Annotated in this window: 17 protein-coding genes; 14 read left to right on the top strand and 3 right to left on the bottom strand. The window is 60.2% G+C overall.

All coding sequences use genetic code 11. The features are described 5' to 3' along the window. The gene (locus tag AC1RAC_RS02470; RefSeq protein WP_492616100.1) at window positions 1-723 is read left to right on the top strand and encodes a PP2C family protein-serine/threonine phosphatase; all 723 of its coding nucleotides are present in this window, start codon (window positions 1-3) and stop codon (window positions 721-723) included. Then, entirely contained in the window at window positions 720-1,562 is an 843-nt protein-coding gene (locus AC1RAC_RS02465) for a serine/threonine-protein kinase (protein ID WP_080757681.1), read from the top strand. The genes AC1RAC_RS02470 and AC1RAC_RS02465 overlap by 4 nt, the downstream gene beginning before the upstream one ends. Before the next feature lie 8 nt (window positions 1,563-1,570). On the opposite strand, the gene AC1RAC_RS02460 is transcribed toward AC1RAC_RS02465, so the two are convergent. Together AC1RAC_RS02460 and AC1RAC_RS02455 are read right to left on the bottom strand one after the other, a co-directional pair. Then, window positions 1,571-1,900 carry a DUF6388 family protein gene (locus AC1RAC_RS02460; RefSeq protein WP_054898536.1) on the bottom strand — a complete coding sequence of 110 codons (330 nt, stop codon included), beginning with the start codon at window positions 1,898-1,900 and terminating at the stop codon, window positions 1,571-1,573. Between the two features lie 11 nt (window positions 1,901-1,911). Beyond that, window positions 1,912-2,166 (bottom strand): hypothetical protein, encoded by a 255-nt coding sequence (locus AC1RAC_RS02455; RefSeq protein WP_230032401.1) that lies wholly within the window; start codon window positions 2,164-2,166, stop codon window positions 1,912-1,914. A gap of 344 nt (window positions 2,167-2,510) precedes the next feature. On the opposite strand from AC1RAC_RS02455, the gene AC1RAC_RS02450 reads away from it, so the two are divergent. The 10 genes from AC1RAC_RS02450 to AC1RAC_RS02405 all read left to right on the top strand — a co-directional run bounded on the left by AC1RAC_RS02450 (window position 2,511) and on the right by AC1RAC_RS02405 (window position 12,922). Next, window positions 2,511-4,580 (top strand): EAL domain-containing protein, encoded by a 2,070-nt coding sequence (locus tag AC1RAC_RS02450; RefSeq protein ID WP_034126092.1) that lies wholly within the window; start codon window positions 2,511-2,513, stop codon window positions 4,578-4,580. Between the two features lie 399 nt (window positions 4,581-4,979). Next, the gene (locus AC1RAC_RS02445; RefSeq protein WP_054898538.1) at window positions 4,980-5,975 is read left to right on the top strand and encodes an HOASN domain-containing protein; all 996 of its coding nucleotides are present in this window, start codon (window positions 4,980-4,982) and stop codon (window positions 5,973-5,975) included. Window positions 5,976-6,014: 39 nt separating this feature from the next. Then, a complete protein-coding gene (locus AC1RAC_RS02440; protein WP_060764836.1) occupies window positions 6,015-7,001 on the top strand; it encodes an HOASN domain-containing protein in 987 nt (328 codons plus the stop codon). A 29-nt stretch (window positions 7,002-7,030) separates the two neighbouring features. After that, window positions 7,031-8,464, top strand: a complete 1,434-nt coding sequence (purB, locus tag AC1RAC_RS02435; protein WP_054920866.1) for an adenylosuccinate lyase — start codon at window positions 7,031-7,033, stop codon at window positions 8,462-8,464. After that, entirely contained in the window at window positions 8,464-9,912 is a 1,449-nt protein-coding gene (locus AC1RAC_RS02430) for a class-II fumarase/aspartase family protein (RefSeq protein WP_492616099.1), read from the top strand. Before purB ends, AC1RAC_RS02430 begins: the two co-directional genes overlap by 1 nt. A gap of 38 nt (window positions 9,913-9,950) precedes the next feature. Further along, window positions 9,951-11,024, top strand: coding sequence for a class I SAM-dependent methyltransferase (locus tag AC1RAC_RS02425; protein WP_014718237.1), 1,074 nt, complete (start codon window positions 9,951-9,953; stop codon window positions 11,022-11,024). A 110-nt stretch (window positions 11,025-11,134) separates the two neighbouring features. Further along, window positions 11,135-11,464 carry a hypothetical protein gene (locus AC1RAC_RS02420; RefSeq protein ID WP_003191756.1) on the top strand — a complete coding sequence of 110 codons (330 nt, stop codon included), beginning with the start codon at window positions 11,135-11,137 and terminating at the stop codon, window positions 11,462-11,464. A 96-nt stretch (window positions 11,465-11,560) separates the two neighbouring features. Further along, window positions 11,561-12,007 carry a GNAT family N-acetyltransferase gene (locus tag AC1RAC_RS02415; protein WP_034126087.1) on the top strand — a complete coding sequence of 149 codons (447 nt, stop codon included), beginning with the start codon at window positions 11,561-11,563 and terminating at the stop codon, window positions 12,005-12,007. Window positions 12,008-12,011: 4 nt separating this feature from the next. Beyond that, window positions 12,012-12,272 (top strand): hypothetical protein, encoded by a 261-nt coding sequence (locus tag AC1RAC_RS02410; RefSeq protein WP_034126086.1) that lies wholly within the window; start codon window positions 12,012-12,014, stop codon window positions 12,270-12,272. Between the two features lie 401 nt (window positions 12,273-12,673). Beyond that, window positions 12,674-12,922: a DUF1652 domain-containing protein gene (locus tag AC1RAC_RS02405; RefSeq protein WP_072448397.1), complete on the top strand. Its 249-nt coding sequence runs from the start codon at window positions 12,674-12,676 to the stop codon at window positions 12,920-12,922. A 15-nt stretch (window positions 12,923-12,937) separates the two neighbouring features. On the opposite strand, the gene AC1RAC_RS02400 is transcribed toward AC1RAC_RS02405, so the two are convergent. Next, window positions 12,938-13,300, bottom strand: a complete 363-nt coding sequence (locus AC1RAC_RS02400; protein WP_060764832.1) for an NUDIX hydrolase — start codon at window positions 13,298-13,300, stop codon at window positions 12,938-12,940. Between the two features lie 126 nt (window positions 13,301-13,426). Here AC1RAC_RS02400 and AC1RAC_RS02395 point away from each other — a divergent pair, with 126 nt between their 5' ends. Both AC1RAC_RS02395 and AC1RAC_RS02390 read left to right on the top strand, forming a co-directional pair. Continuing rightward, window positions 13,427-14,404, top strand: a complete 978-nt coding sequence (locus AC1RAC_RS02395; RefSeq protein WP_054920858.1) for a Gfo/Idh/MocA family protein — start codon at window positions 13,427-13,429, stop codon at window positions 14,402-14,404. 45 nt (window positions 14,405-14,449) lie between these two features. Then, a complete protein-coding gene (locus tag AC1RAC_RS02390; RefSeq protein ID WP_259284398.1) occupies window positions 14,450-15,079 on the top strand; it encodes a ribonuclease T2 in 630 nt (209 codons plus the stop codon). The last annotated feature ends 42 nt before the right edge of the window (window positions 15,080-15,121 follow it).

Here is a 15,121-nt window from a genome sequence, read left to right as displayed (position 1 = left end):
ATGGCAGCCCCCTGGCGCAGCGCTGGTCGTACACAGCAGGGGCAGGCGCGGCTGCGCAACGAGGATGCATTCCTGGACGACCCGCGCCGCAGCTGCTGGGCGGTTGCGGATGGCATGGGCGGGTATCGCAACGGGGATTTCGCCAGCCAATGGGTAATCAGGCAGTTGGCAGCCGTGTCGGCTCAGGGCAACCTCGATCAGCGTATCCAGGCCGTTCGCAGTTGTTTGCAGGGCGTCAACCAAGGGTTGAGGCGTGCATGGATAGAACCTGGTGCACCTGCTGACGCGACGATGGGCAGTACCGTAGTTGCACTGCTGCTGGAGAAAGGCCGGGCGGCTTGTCTCTGGGCGGGAGACAGTCGCTGCTATCTATGGCGCGGGCAGAGTCTCTACCAATTGTCGAAGGACCATTCGTTGCTGCAGCGGCTCATGGACGAGCGTCACCTCAGTGCCGCGCAAGCCCAGGCCTACCCCGATGCCAGGGCCTTGACCCGAGCCGTGGGCGCGGGTTCGCGGTTGCACCTTGAGGCATTGGAACTCAGTACCCGCCCAGGGGATGTATTTTTATTATGCAGTGATGGTTTGTATCAGGCCCTCAGCCATGTGGACCTGGGACGAGCGTTGAGTATGCAAACGCCCCAGCAGGCAGTGGAACGGCTATTTGTAGGGGCGTTGCGCAGGCCGGTACATGATGACCTGACCGCGGTTGTCGTGCAGCCTTGAGCGCGTCGCCACAAGCCTTGCGTCTGCTGGTTGGGCGTTATCACCTTGAGCATGTCTTGGGCAGAGGGGGTATGGGCGTTGTGTACCGTGCGCGCGACCTGCTGCACGAGCAATTAGGCGAGCGCTGTTCGAACGTGGCGCTCAAGCTGGTGGACGAATCCATTTCCCAATGTCCCGATGCGCATGTGTTGTTGTACAACGAGTTTGCGTTGACCCGCAGCCTTCGGCACGACCGCGTGGTACGGACGTTCTCGTTCGAAGTCGACACACACAGCCAGGTCGCGTTCTTCACCATGGAGTTGTTGCAGGGGCTGACCCTGGACCGTCTGCTGCTGGAATGCCCTTATGGGTTGCCCTGGCGCGAACTGCAACCCATCGCCGTGCAGTTGCTGGATGCCTTGGTCTACACCCACCAGCAAAACGTGCTGCACGGTGACGTCAAACCAGCCAATGTCATGGTGGGCGAGGAGGGCGTGCGCTTGTTCGACTTTGGGCTGGGCCATGCCGCCGGGCAGGCTGGGGTGGGTTTGCCGAGTGTCAGCCGCAGTCGTTTCAATGCCTGGACACCTGCCTACGCAGCCCCGGAACTGTTGGCCGGCGGGGCGTTGACCGCGGCCGCCGACTTGTACGGCGTGGCCTGCATCCTATACGAACTGGCCCATGGCAAGCGCGTTGGCGAACGTTGCGCAATGGACCGGCTGTCCCGGCCTGCGCAGTTGCCCAGGCATTGCTGGGCGGCGTTACAGGCTGCGCTCGCGGTGGACCCGCAGCACCGAAGCATAACGGTCGCCGAGTTGCGCCAAGTCATGGGGCGCAACCGGCCACGCTGGCGCTTGTAGGGAAGAGGTCAAACGGCCAAGCCGTGCAACTGGCAGTACTCCAGCCAGTCCATGCCCGCCATCTGTGCGACTTCTTTATGCACTTCACGGCGCTGGGCCTCGAAGACTTCGGTGGAATCGGCCGTCAGCTTGAGGGTCAATTCCCAGGCGAACAGCTGTTGCTGTTCAGCGTGTGCCTCGAAAGCCTCATGCAGGCGTTCAGCGCGATACTGCGCCAGGGTTTCGCCCCTGGCCTGGGCTACCAGCGGGTTAAGACTGTCCAGCTCGGCAGCGACCTGCGGTTGTTCGCGCAGAAATCTGTCCAGTGCAAGCTGATAAGTATCGTTAGGCGTCGACACAGATAGACACCTTAACGAGAAGGATGAGAGCTGCTATCGGACGTGCGTGCGTTGAGGTGATGGCGGGCACGCTTGCGCGACCTGCGTCGCATCCAGTTCTGCAACGGCGCCAGCAAGAAAAACATCAGATAGGCGATCAGCACCAGCGTCAGGTCTACCCAGGTTTCAGCCACAGGCCCGGTAAACAATTCAATGACGTTCTTGATCACAAACAGCAACACCACGCTGCACAACCACAGCACAATGGTGACGAATAGAGGACGCATGTTACTTGAGCGCTTGTCTTGCATAGTGAGGTTCTCTCCTTTGGCCTGTTGTCGTTCCAGGCAAGATTCCCTGAGTGCGTACCCATTATCAGACAGGTTGTAACATCGTTTAACACGCACAAACCGTGCGGATGATACCGACTCAGACAGCCTTAGGGGATGATTCAAGTCAGAAAGTTCGATAAATCTGTAGGGATTTAGTCTAGCAGCCAGGCATTCACTGGTAAAAAGCCGGGCTGGGGCGGGGATAAAGGCTTTCGCTTCGGCTATCAGGGCGTGTAGCGTTAGCGGTGTTTCCGGCCGCTGATCTTCAGCGGCAGTCGGTGACAGGCAGAGGACGGCCCATGGCGCACACCCTGTTCAAACTTTTCCTGACCCAGCGCCTGGCGGTCCTGGCCAGCACGGAGTCGTTGCGTGCGATTCGTGAGGGGCTGCTGTGGATTCTGCCGTGCCTGTTGGTGTCCGCCGGCTTCCTGATTCTGTCCGAATGCGCCCTGGCGCTGGGGTTCGATCCCCAAGTGGTGAGTTTCCTGGCGGGGTTGCATAAACAGATCAGTTCGGTGATCCCACTGCTGGTCGCGGCCTCCATCGGTTATATGTTGGCGATTCAACACCGTCTGCCACAGCTGCCGGTTGCCTTCCTGTGCCTGGCCCATGTGGTGGTCGCCACCTTCGTGCTGCGTGATTACCCGCGTGCTTCGGCCACGTTCCTGCTGTTTATTGCCATTGCTTCGCCCTTGATCAATGTGCCTGCCATTGCCTGGCTGCACCGCTTTCGCTGGACACGCCTGGTCAACCAAGACCTGGTCGGCCATAACCTCAAGGGCACCATCAACATGGTGATACCCGGCGCACTCACGGCCTTGTCGTTGGTGACGGTGTTGTCGTTGCTGCTGTTGATACCCCATGTGGCGCAAATCCAGGGTCCGCAGGTGCTTGATGCGTTGCAGACGCCTTACGGCAGCGGGTTGTTTGTGACACTGATGAATTCGCTGCTGTGGTTCTTCGGCATTCACGGCGTGTATGCCATGCAGCCGCTATTCGATGCCCTGGACCAGGCCGTGGCGCTCAATGGCGCAGCGTTGGCGGCGGGGGAGCCGGTGCTGTACTTGCTCAATAACGGCTTGCTGGGCAGTTTTGCGTTTATCGGTGGTTCGGGGGCAACCTTATGCCTACTGCTGGCGATCCTGCTGTTTTCCAAAAGCCAGTCCATGCGCTTGCTGGCGGTAGCGAGTTTGCCGTTGTCGTTATTCAATGTGAGCGAGGTGCTGTTGTTCGGTTTGCCGATCATCCTCAACCCGCGCCTGTTTATACCGTTTCTACTGGTACCGGCGTTCAACGCGATGGTGGCTTTGATGGTGGTACAACTGGGCTGGGTGTCGCCGGCGGTGGCCAGCGTGCCGTTTACCGCCCCGGTGCTGCTCAATGCATACCTCAGCACCCACGGCGACGTGGCGGCGGTGGTGTTGCAGATCGTTCTGCTGGGGGCCGGGACGCTGGTGTATGCGCCCTACGTGAGAGCGATTCATCGCCAGTCCAGCGATGGCGGCACGGTGTATCTCAAATCTTTGGACATGACCTTTCGCGGCCTTGAGGAAAAAGGCCGTCTGCTAGAGTTCGACCCGGTGCTGGCCACCCACCAGACATTGGCCCGCCAGGCGGCTGAGTTGAACCGCATCCAGCAGATCAGCGATTACGAGTTCTATCTTGAGTTTCAACCCCAGGTCTCCACCCGCACCGGTTTGTGCACCGGGTGCGAGGCGCTGATGCGCGCCCGGGACAGCCAGGGCACGGTGCATTCGCCGTGGGAGTTCCTGCAATGGCTGGCGCACGCCAGGCTGATGCCGGACGTGGATGTGTGGGTGGCATCCCAGGCCGTGCGCCAGTATCAGAAATGGCAGAAGATGGGTTTTGAACTGCCGATGACCATCAATATTTCCAGTACCACACTAAAGGACGCCGCCTATGGCGACCGCCTGGTGGAAATTCTTGGCCAGGCCCGTGGGCAAGTTTCAGTGGAAATTACCGAAGACGCGCTGGTCAGCGACATCCCGGCCACCCGCCAGACCATCCAGAAGTTGCAAGCCATGGGGGCCAAGGTCTATCTGGATGATTTTGGCACTGGGTTTTCTGCGTTGAGCTATCTGCATCAGTTTCCTGTGGATTTCATCAAGATCGACCGCAGTTTTGTGGTTGCCCAGCACGACCCTAAAGGCGCCCAGGTGCTCACCGGTATGTTGCGCTTCTGCGAGGCCCTGGACCTGGGCGTGGTAGTGGAAGGGGTCGAGACGGCTGAGCAATTGGCCTTTTTGAGTAACGGGCCTGAGTTGTTTATCCAGGGCTGGTATTTCAGCAAGGCACTGCCTGGGGATCAGTTGCCGCGCTTTGTGCTTGAGCGCAGGGCGTTGGTCTGATGACCGACCCTATCTACCTGGCACCCCGATCCAACTGTGGGCGCTGGCTCGCCGGCGACGACCATAGGTAACTACACAACTTTGGTGCGACGCTGGACCTGTGGCGAGTGAGCTTGCTCCCGTGACGGACTGACAGCCGACGCTGATCTAACTGACGCACCGCGATCTAACTGTGGGAGCTGGCTTGCCTGCGAAGACGGCCTGACAGCCGATACAGTTGGATCGTGTACATATCCATTCCTGCGGTAACGGCTAATTGGGGCTCCGCCCTGACGCCATCACCTCCCATCGCCAAGCCTTGAAAGAATTTTCCTACAGGTGTTGACCTTGCCACTACGGGAACCTTTAGGCTTTTTTCCGAGTATGTCCCACCACAAAAACAAGATTCAGGGGTTATCAATGGATACTGCTACCCTGCAACAACGCTCGGATTCCGATCTGTTCACCACCGCCTCGCGGCTGATGACGAATGCCTTGGAACCCGGCGCCAACTACACCCAGGTCATCCGCGCGCTGGAAGCGCTGCTCGCACTGACTCGGCAAGGCCTGGCGGGAGACGCTGGCGCCTACGCGCACTACCAGTCAGCCCTGCTGCAACTTCACATTCCAGGTGACCCGCGCACCGAGCCGACCCGGCGCTGGATGGCCAGCGAGGTCTACCGCGTCGAAGATGAGTTCGCCGCCGACGTGCCGGGCTTCACCGCGTTGCCGGTGGAGGAGTTCCGTCAACAGGTCGACGCTGAAATCGCCGCACGCAGCCGGGTCAACCACCCGATGTCGGTACACCTGTTCCAAGGTACGCCGCCGGTGCAGGATGTGCGCTTCTTCCTGGAGCATCACTGGACCCGTTCCTACAACTTCTACAGCCTGCTGGCCGAACTGGCTTTTCGCTTCGAAGCCATCGAGGACGCCTCGGTGTTTTACCGCAACCTGTACGGCGAAGCAGGGGCTGAGACACCGGAGCGTTCGCACCCGGCGATGCTCGCCCATCTGATGGAGTATTTCGATATTCCGCTGGCCATCGACTTTCCCGCGCTGCATCCGCTGGAAAAGGCCTACCTGAATAATCGTATTCGCTGTGTGCGCCACACGGATGTCGCCTGGGGCCTTGCGCTGCTGTATGCGGTGGAGTCTGTCAGTTGCGTCAACCATCGGCGCATCTACGAGCTGTTGCAGCGCCTCGACGTTCCAGAGCAGCCCAGCGAATTCCACCGTTTGCATGGCACCCAGGATGAGATCGACACCGAGGAAATGTGGGCACTGATTGCCAAGTTCGCCAGCGAGGAGGGCTTTCAGCGCACGTTCATGCGCGCACTCAAGCGCCACTTCGAAATCAACAAAGCCTACTTCGACAGCCTGTGGCAGCAGATGCAGGCCCAACGCCTGTCTGCCTGAACGGCCTGCGATCCGAAAACAAAAATAATGGAGCACATGATGAGCCCACGTAATTTTTCCCTGCCGCAATTGCAGAATATTCACACGGCCGAAGCCCGTCTGTTGGCGGAAGCCTTGAAGCCGGACGCGACGTTCAATCGCATCGAAATTGCTGCCAATATGCTGCGCGCCCTGTGCGAGACCGGCCAACGTGGCGACGCCGCGAATGCAGCGCAGTGCCAGCAATTGCTGTACATCCTGTCGCTGAGCGATGACGTGGCCACCGCCTCGACCCGGCGCTGGCTGGCCAATGCCGTCTATAGCGTACAAGAGCGTTTCATGCCGTCAGCCGACCTGGCATCCCCCTTGTCCGAGGCCGGTTTCCAGCAACGCCTGGAAGAGCAGATTGCCGCGCAGTCGCGGGAAAACCATCCGATGTCGCAGTATGTGTTTGAAGGCAAAGCCTCTCGCGAGCAACTGCAGGTGTTTTTGCGTCACCAGTGGTTCCGCACGTACCGCCTGTACCGGGATGCCGCCGACCTGCTGGTCAACCTGACCGACGTGGACGAAGCGGCCGCCCTGGCGCGTTATCTCTACGGCGAGTTGGGCGAAGAAGACGAGCGGCGCTCCCACCCCCGCCTGTTAGCCAAGCTGCTTGCCGCCGTGGGCCTGAATGCCGATTTCGAGGCGCTCTCGACGATGCCCGAGGAAATCGCCTACCTCAACAACCGCGCACGCTGTTTCCGCAACCCCGATGTCGGCTGGGGCCTGGCGGTGTTCTACATCACCGAACTGGTGGTGCCGGGCAACCACGGCAAGCTGTACAACGCCCTGCGCAACGCGGGCTTGAGCCAGGATGACGCGGAGTACTACGAAGTGCATATCAGCCTGGTGCCGCCGCGGGCCAAGCGTGAATGGGCGCTGATCTCACGGCGTATTCCGGACCTCGGGTTTCAGAATGCGTTCCTGACGTCTTTGGCCGAGCACTTCCGGCTGGAGCGGGCTTATTACGATGCAGTCTGGGAAGAAGTACAACGCGTGAAGTAGCCCTCCCTGGACAACCCGAGTAACCCGACATGCCAAGTCATATCACTGAATCCCGTATCCACGGGGGCGCTTACTCGTCCCCGGAATTTGCTGCGATCTTCTCTGATGCCAATCAGGTGCAGAAGTGGCTCGATGTTGAAACAGCGCTGGCGGCGACCCAGGCGCAGATGGGCCTCATCCCCCACGAGGCCGCCCGGGAGATCGCCCGGGTAGCCAGCGTGGAACTGCTGGACCTCGACGCGTTGGGGCGCGAAGGCCTGGAAACCGGGCACATCCTGGTGCCGACCCTGCGCGCATTGCAGGGGTTATGCGCCGATGGGCTGGGCGAATACGTGCATTACGGCGTGACCACCCAGGACATCCTCGACACCGGGCTGATCCTGCAAATCCGCGATGCCTGGGGCCTGGTGGTGCAGCGTTTGCGCGGGATCCGTGGGCATCTGCTCACGCTCGCCCTGCGCCATAAGCACACGCCGATGGTCGCCAGGACCCATGGTCAACACGCTTTGCCCACCACGTTTGGCTACAAGGTGGCGGTGTGGGTCGATGAGATTGATCGACACCTTGAACGCTTTGAAGAAGCCTACGCCCGGGTGATGGTCGGCAACCTGACCGGCGCCGTGGGCACCCTGGCCGGGCTTGGCCCGCAGGGTTTGGAAGTGCAGCGCCGTACCCTGGAAAGCCTCGGCCTGTCGGCACCGTTGAGCAGTTGGCACAGCGCCCGCGACCGCATCCTGGAAGCCGCGTGGTTGCTGGTGCAGGCGTCGGCGACGTTGGGCCGTGTCGCCAATGAGATCTACCACCTGCAGCGCACCGAGATCGACGAAGTGCGCGAGGGGCGGCGAGCCGGGCAAGTGGGAAGTAGCACCATGCCCCACAAGCAAAACCCATCGACGGTGGACCTGATCAGCGCGCTGTCGCGGCTGGTGCGCGCGCAGATGGTTGCGCTGACCGACGCCGCTTTCCAGATGCACGAGCGTGACGGCACCACTTGGCGCATCGAATGGGCGGCCTTACCCGAGCTGTTCATTTACGCCGGTGCGTTGCTCGCTCGTATGGAAGGCTTGCTGCAGGCTGGGCTGCAGGTGCGTGAAGCGCGCATGCGCAGCAACCTGGACTTGCTGGGCGGGCTGATCCTGTCGGAGCGCGTGATGCTTGCGCTGGCGCCTCGGTGTGGCAAGCAGACGGCCCATCATCTGGTGCACGACATCGCCCTGCAGGCCCAGGACGCGGGCGTTTGCTTTCGCGATGCGCTGCTTGGCGACCCTCGGCTGCGCGGTTGTTTCAGCGCGCAAACGCTCGACGACTTGCTTGACCCGACAGCCTACACAGGGCTGGCGGCCGAGATGGTCGATCTGGTGGCAACTAAAGCAAGACCTCGCGCTTCAGGCGATGGCGCTGAGGCGGTGATGGCAACCCAAGGCAATACCAGTCAGTCCCTGTACGCTACGGAGGGTATGTGATGGATGCGCAAACATTGGAAGTGACAGCCCGTGCGTCTTGCACCGCACGTTCGGACCACCCGGGCTTTGATCATGACGGCGAGCAATGCCGCCACGAACACAGCCACATCCTCGATTCGAAAACCCACGGTTCGGGTTATGCCGGCCCGCAGAGCCGCAAGATCTTCTGCAGTCATTGTCGCCTGCAACGTTGGCTGGACGTGGAAGCTGCGCTGGCCATGGCCCAGGCCGATGTCAACATCATCCCGCGCGAGGCGGCCCTGGAGATCGAAAAGGCCGCGTTGCTATCGGGCATCAATGTGCGCCAACTGGCCGAGGGCGTGGCTGCCACTGGGCATTCGCTGATGCCATTGCTGAGCGCCCTGCAAAAAAATTGTAGCCCCAGTGCCCGTGAATACGTGCATTACGGCGCTACCACCCAAGACATCCAGGACACCGCCCAATCCCTGGAGATGCGCGATGTGCTTGATGCGATGGATCAGGCCCTGGAGACTTTGCTGGGCAAGTTGTCGACCCTGGCCGATGCGCACCGTGACTCGCTGATGGTCGCCAGGACCCACTCGATTCCCGCTTTGCCGACCACCTTCGGGCTGAAGGTCGCCGGCTGGATCGATGAGCTGTTGCGCCACCGGCAGCGCTTGGCCGAAGCCCGCCAGCGTGTACTGGTGGTGCAACTGTTCGGCGGGGTCGGCACCATGGCGGCGTTCGGCCCGGACGCCATGCCGATGCTGGATCGTTTTGCCCAGCGCTTGTCGCTGCAAGTGCCCCTGACGGGCTGGCATGTGTCCCGTGACCGCGTTGCGGAGTTCGTCAGCACCCTGGCCATGGTCACCGCCTCGTTGGCCCGCGTAGCCGATGAAATCCGTACGCTCAATCGTTGGGAAATCGCTGAAGTGGAAGTGGGCTGGAGCGACCAGCAGATCGGCAGCAGCACCATGCCGCACAAACGCAACCCCGAAGGCTGCGAGCAGGTGGTGGTGTTGGCACGGCTGGCCAAGGCCCAGGTCATGCTCGCGCTGGACGCGATGATTCTTGAGCATGAGCGCGATTACCGCGGTACGCGGTTGGAGTGGTGCGCGGTCGCGGACGTTTCCCACTATGCACTGATGGCGCTCTCGATTCTGACCGAGACCATCGATGGGCTCACCGTGAATGTGCAGAAAATGGAAGGCACCGCCCAGGCCTATGGCGATGCCATCTGCACCGAAGCGGTGGTGTTCGAAATGGCGCGCAAGCTGGGCAAGAGCAGCGCCTACCAGATCATCTTCGAAGTGTCCCAGGCCAGCCAGCGCAATCACGTGTCGATCCGCGAGGCAATCGAGGCCGATGCGCGGGTGCTTGCGGTCATGAATGACGGCGCCCTGGCCCGGCTGTTCGAGCCCCGTACTCACTTGGGCATGTCCGACCGCATCGTTGACAACGTGCTGGCCAAACTCGCCGGCCACTGATCCCTTAACAGATTTGCATATTCATCAAGGAGCGACAGATGTCCAACGTTATGGAAGTTGATAAAGCCAAGGTCCAGCAATTTTCGGCGCGCATCATGGAGGATTACGGCAACACGCTGCGCGGCGCCATGCTCTACATCGGCGACCAGCTCGGTTTGTTCAAGGCTTTGGCCGACGGCCAGGCGGTGACCCTGGAAGAGTTGGCGCACAAGACCGGCTACAACGCACGTTACTTGCGCGAATGGCTGGGCAGCATGGCCACCGGCAATTATGTGACCTACGACGCGCAAACCCGCCGTTACCAAATGCCCGCCGAGTTTGTGCCGGTGCTGGCCGATGAAGACTCGCCGTATTTTGCCGGTGGCATTATCCAGCTGAGCGTGCCGTTCGTGAGCATGGCGCCCAAGGTCATCGAGGCCTTCCGCCATGGTGGTGGTTGCGCTGAAGAGGCGTTCCCGCTGGAAACCTGGAAAGGCATGGAGCGCATGACCATGCCCTGGTACAAGCACTACCTGGTCCAGCACTGGATTCCATCCCTGGACGGCGTCGAAGAGAAGCTCAAGACCGGCGGCAGTGTGCTGGATTTCGGCTGCGGTGCGGGCCTTGCAGCGATCACCATGGCCAAGGCCTACCCCGAGGCGCGCATTGTCGGCTGCGATTTCCACCTGCCTTCCATCGAGTTGGCGCGGGCCAACGCCGAGGCGGCTGGTGTGGGTGACCGGGTGCAATTCGAGGTGAACGACTCCGATGCCTTGCGCGGCCAGCAATTCGACTTCGTGACCACCTTTGTGGTGATCCACGATGCCACCGACCCTCAGCAGATGCTCAAGGATTTGCGCGCCGCCACGGCCGAAGACGGTACCTACCTGATGGTGGAGCTCAACCTGTCCGAGGAACTGCACGAGAACATGAACCTGTTCGGGCGCGTCATGTACCCGCAGAGCACCCTCTATTGCATGACCTGTTCGCTGTCCCACGGTGGGGCAGGGCTGGGGGCGTTCATGGGCGAGAAGCGTGCCCGCCAGATGGCTGAGGCAGCCGGGTTCAGCCGCTTTCGTAAAGTGCCTTCGCAGTGGCCACCGATGCCGGCGCTGTTCGAACTCAAGCCTTGATAGGAAGCATCCGCGAGTCGCTTTGCGCAGTAAGGCAATTTAATGGCCCCTTTGTAACAAAATCCTCGCCAAAATCACTTCTATTTTCAGGTGGTTAGGTGAGGATGCAAATGCGCTCTGTGGGAATGATGCTGATTGCCTGCTCCCTGGCCGGCGGCGCGACTGTCGCGCAGGCCAGGGAATTGCGCGAGGGTGACAAGTACATGTGCAGTTGGGGCGCAGGCACGGCCGCCAGGGCCCAGGAGCTAAAGTTATCCGGCGTTTCGCTATACGCGGCCCGGCAGAAGATCCAGACCCTCAAGTTCAGCAAATCGTGGATGCGCATGATGGCCATGGGCATCACCGAGCAGACCTATGACAGCCGCTCAAGGCTCAAGCCCGAGGCGATTCGTCAAAGCTTTTACCAGGATTGCCTGCGCTACAAGGTCGCGCGCAAGTAATCCGTAGCCCGCACCAGCCGTGGGGCCTTTACAAATCCACGACAAACCCCGTGTGAGTATTTGCATACAATTGCGCACTTCTTGATGGAGGCGGGTATGCAAGTGCTGATTCGAACGGCGACACCTGATGACGTCGACACGTTGTGCGCGATTCGCACCTCGGTGGTGCAAAACCACCTGAGCCTTGAACAGATGGCTGGCCTGGGGATTACCCCGCAGGTATTGAGCGATACGTTGCGTGCAGCACCTTGCGGCTGGATCGCGGAAGTGGACGGCCAGGCGGCGGGGTTTTCCATGGTCGACCTGGATGAAGGTGAAGTGTTCGCAATGTTCGTGCTGCCCTCGCACGAGAAGCTTGGGCTGGGCCGTCAACTGATGGCGGTGGCCGAGGCGGCCCTGTTTGAGCACCACGACACGCTCTACCTGGTGACTGATGGGCGTGATGAAATCCGCGCCAATGGGTTCTATCAGCGCCTGGGCTGGTCCGTAGTGGGGCCGGTCGATGGTGATGACGTTCGTTATGAAAAGAGCAGGGCGCCATAAGGCCATGAATGCCCCAGAGCCTCCATCGTCCAACGGCTTGCGCTACCTCGCGGTGGGTGTGCTGGGCATCGCCGTGCTGCTGGGGTTCTATTTCATTCAACTCAACGCCAAGGTCGACCGCCAGCGCGAAGAGGCGGCTGAACGCCTGACGCTGTGTCGTCATCTGGAGGCCGTGGTGGGCGCCACTGCTTCCAGTCGTGAGGCCCTTCAAGAAACATGCAGGCAGTTAAGTGAACAGTTACTTGAAAGCGCTACGCCCGATTAATAACCATTTTTTATACAGGGACTTACTGTCGTTACTTGCACCAAAAAGTAGCACGACTACTGCCTTCTACCTTAAAAAATATGTGGTTATTGAATGACTTACGACGCTTTCAATCCGACGAAAGGATTAAAATAATCTTGTTACATGTTTTTACAATCGCTACTATAGCCGGGCGTTCACCTCCCACGGTTTATGCATTTTTAAATCCCAAGTTTCCATCAGCTACTTGGGATTTTTTTTGCCCGCGATTTAATCTCGGCCTGTCGTTCATTGCCGGTGACGCCCTACTAAAGTGAGGGCTGGCTAACACTTTTGCATTAATTGTCCGGCGGCCGGCAAAACCTTATCTATGCTGCTTGCATCACCTCAATCGGGTAGAACCCAGGGACGGGGGGCTGATCATGATTTCCATCACCGAATTCAACCGCATCATGGCCTCAGGCTTCCTGCCGCTTGCGTGTGAGTGCTGCCTCAATAGTGACGGCTCGCTGCGCATCTGCGTGTTCGAGCCTGCGTCCGGTCGTGTCGACTTGCTGCTGACCCGCGTATCACCCGAAGGCCTGGACAGCATCCGTGCCATCTCCAACCTGATTGGTGAGTTGCGTACCGAGATAAAGGCCGGGCGCCGTGGGTTTGCTGCGGTAGGTTAACGGCCGTCCAGCGCGTCAGAGGCGCCGCAGGAAGGATTTGACGATGTGGCGGGTAGCGTCTGTGGTATCCAGCTCGTCCACGGCGCTGTAGGCGTACCACTGGCAATCGACAATCTCATTGCACGGCCGCGCCTCGTCGATATTGACCACCGAGGCCTCGAACACATGATGGACGGTGTCGCGGGCCTTGAGCTCCTGCAGGTACAGCAAGCCGTCCACGTTTAAACCGGTTTCTTCTTCCAGCTCGCGTTCCGCCGCGCCTACCGGGCGCTCGTGCGCTTCTACTTTCCCGCCGGGCAATGCCCATTTTGATCTGGCCTTGCGTACGAAGAGGATGTGCCCCTCACGTTCGCAAATGACGGTCGCCCTAATTTTCATCGAATGTGCCCCCGCGCCGGATGAATGTCATAAAAGTGTAATGCAATTGTCATGCTAAGTGGTTATGGCGCGCCAGGGCCGGTATGTGGATACTGCCCGATTGACGAATACGACCGAGGACATTAGATGAAGACCATACGCTGGGGCATGATCGGCTGTGGCAGTGTCACTGAATTGAAGAGTGGACCGGCTTTCTATAAAGCGCCAGGTTCGGCATTGGTCGCGGTGATGGGGCGGCGTGCCGAGGCGGTGCGCGATTATGCGGCGCGCCATGGCATTGCCCGTTGCTATACCGATGCCCAGGCCTTGATCGATGACCCCGAGGTGGATGCGGTCTACATCGCCACTCCGCCCGACAGTCACCTTGAGTACGCCCTGAGAGTGGCCGCGGCGGGCAAACATTGTTGCGTCGAAAAGCCGATGTCGCTGAATGCTGAACAGAGCGCGTTGATGCAGCGCACATTCGAGCGTGCCGGGCTGCATCTGTTTGTCTCCTACTATCGGCGTTCATTGCCACGCTTTCAGCAAGTGCGCACCTGGCTGCAGGAAGGCCGTATCGGTGAGTTGCGCCACCTGACCTGGACCTTGTGCAAACCCGCTGCCGTAACAGACTCCGACGCCACCAATTGGCGCACCGATCCGGCCATTGCCGGTGGCGGTTACTTTGCCGACCTGGCGAGCCATGGGTTCGACCTGTTCCAGTACCTGGCCGGGGACATCGTCGAGGTCTCAGGCTTTTCGGCGCGACAGGCTGGGCGCTACGCGGCAGAAGATGCCGTGACGGCCTGCTGGACATTTGCCAGCGGTGCATTGGGCATGGGCTGCTGGAATTTTGTGGCGGACCGACGCGAAGACCGGGTCGAACTGATCGGCAGTCGCGGTCGTATTCAGTTTTCGGTGTTCGAGGACCAGCCGCTGCGTCTTGAAGGCGAGACCACCGAGGTGTTGGACGTGCCGTGTCACACCCATATTCAATGGCACCACGTCCTGAACATGAACGCGCATATTCGTGGCGAGGCCGAGCATCCGTCGCTGGGCATCGAAGCGCTGAAGACCGATATCATCTTGGACAAGGTGTTACACCGTTACTCCCAGCATCCCTAGGCGTGGCAATAGCGTAAGGCTTTACTCTTTTAAAGGAATACCGGGATGAAATACTGGATGGTGATGTGGCTGCTGATGGCCACCGCGGCAACGGCGGCGCCACGCAGCCAAGGGCAGGCGGGTGAGTTTGATTTCTATGTGCTATCGCTCTCGTGGTCACCCACGTTTTGCCTCACGCACCCAGGCAACGAGCAATGCTCAGGTAAAGGCTACGGCTTTGTGCTGCATGGTTTGTGGCCGCAATACGCGCGGGGAGGGTGGCCGGCGTCCTGTACACCGCAGACGCGCTTGAGCGCGGCAGAAATGGACAAGGGCGCGGCGCTGTTTCCCACCCGCACGCTGCTCAAGCATGAGTGGGCCAAGCATGGTACCTGCAGTGGGCTGGAGCCGTTGGAGTATCTGGAGAAGACCGATGTGGCGCTCGGTGCGGTTGCCATTCCGCAGCAACTGCAGCCGTTCAATACGCCGCCGTCATTGCGGGCCAACGAGATCGAGGCGCTGTTTCGCGAGAGCAACCCACGCATGGGCAACCACGGTATGGCGGTGATCTGCAAGGGCAAGGTGCTGTCGGAAGTGCGGGTGTGCCTGACCAAGGATCTCGCGTTTGCCGGTTGCCCGCGCAGTGTGAAGAGCCAGTGTCGGGGGGGCGATATTCGTATTCCCACCCAGCGCTGAGAGGTGCCCTGGATCCCACTATGAAAGCTGGCTTGTTGGGTC

This window comes from Pseudomonas sp. GW823-FHT02F05, from assembly GCF_058797315.1.
This window is presented reverse-complemented; position numbering and strand designations above follow the sequence as displayed.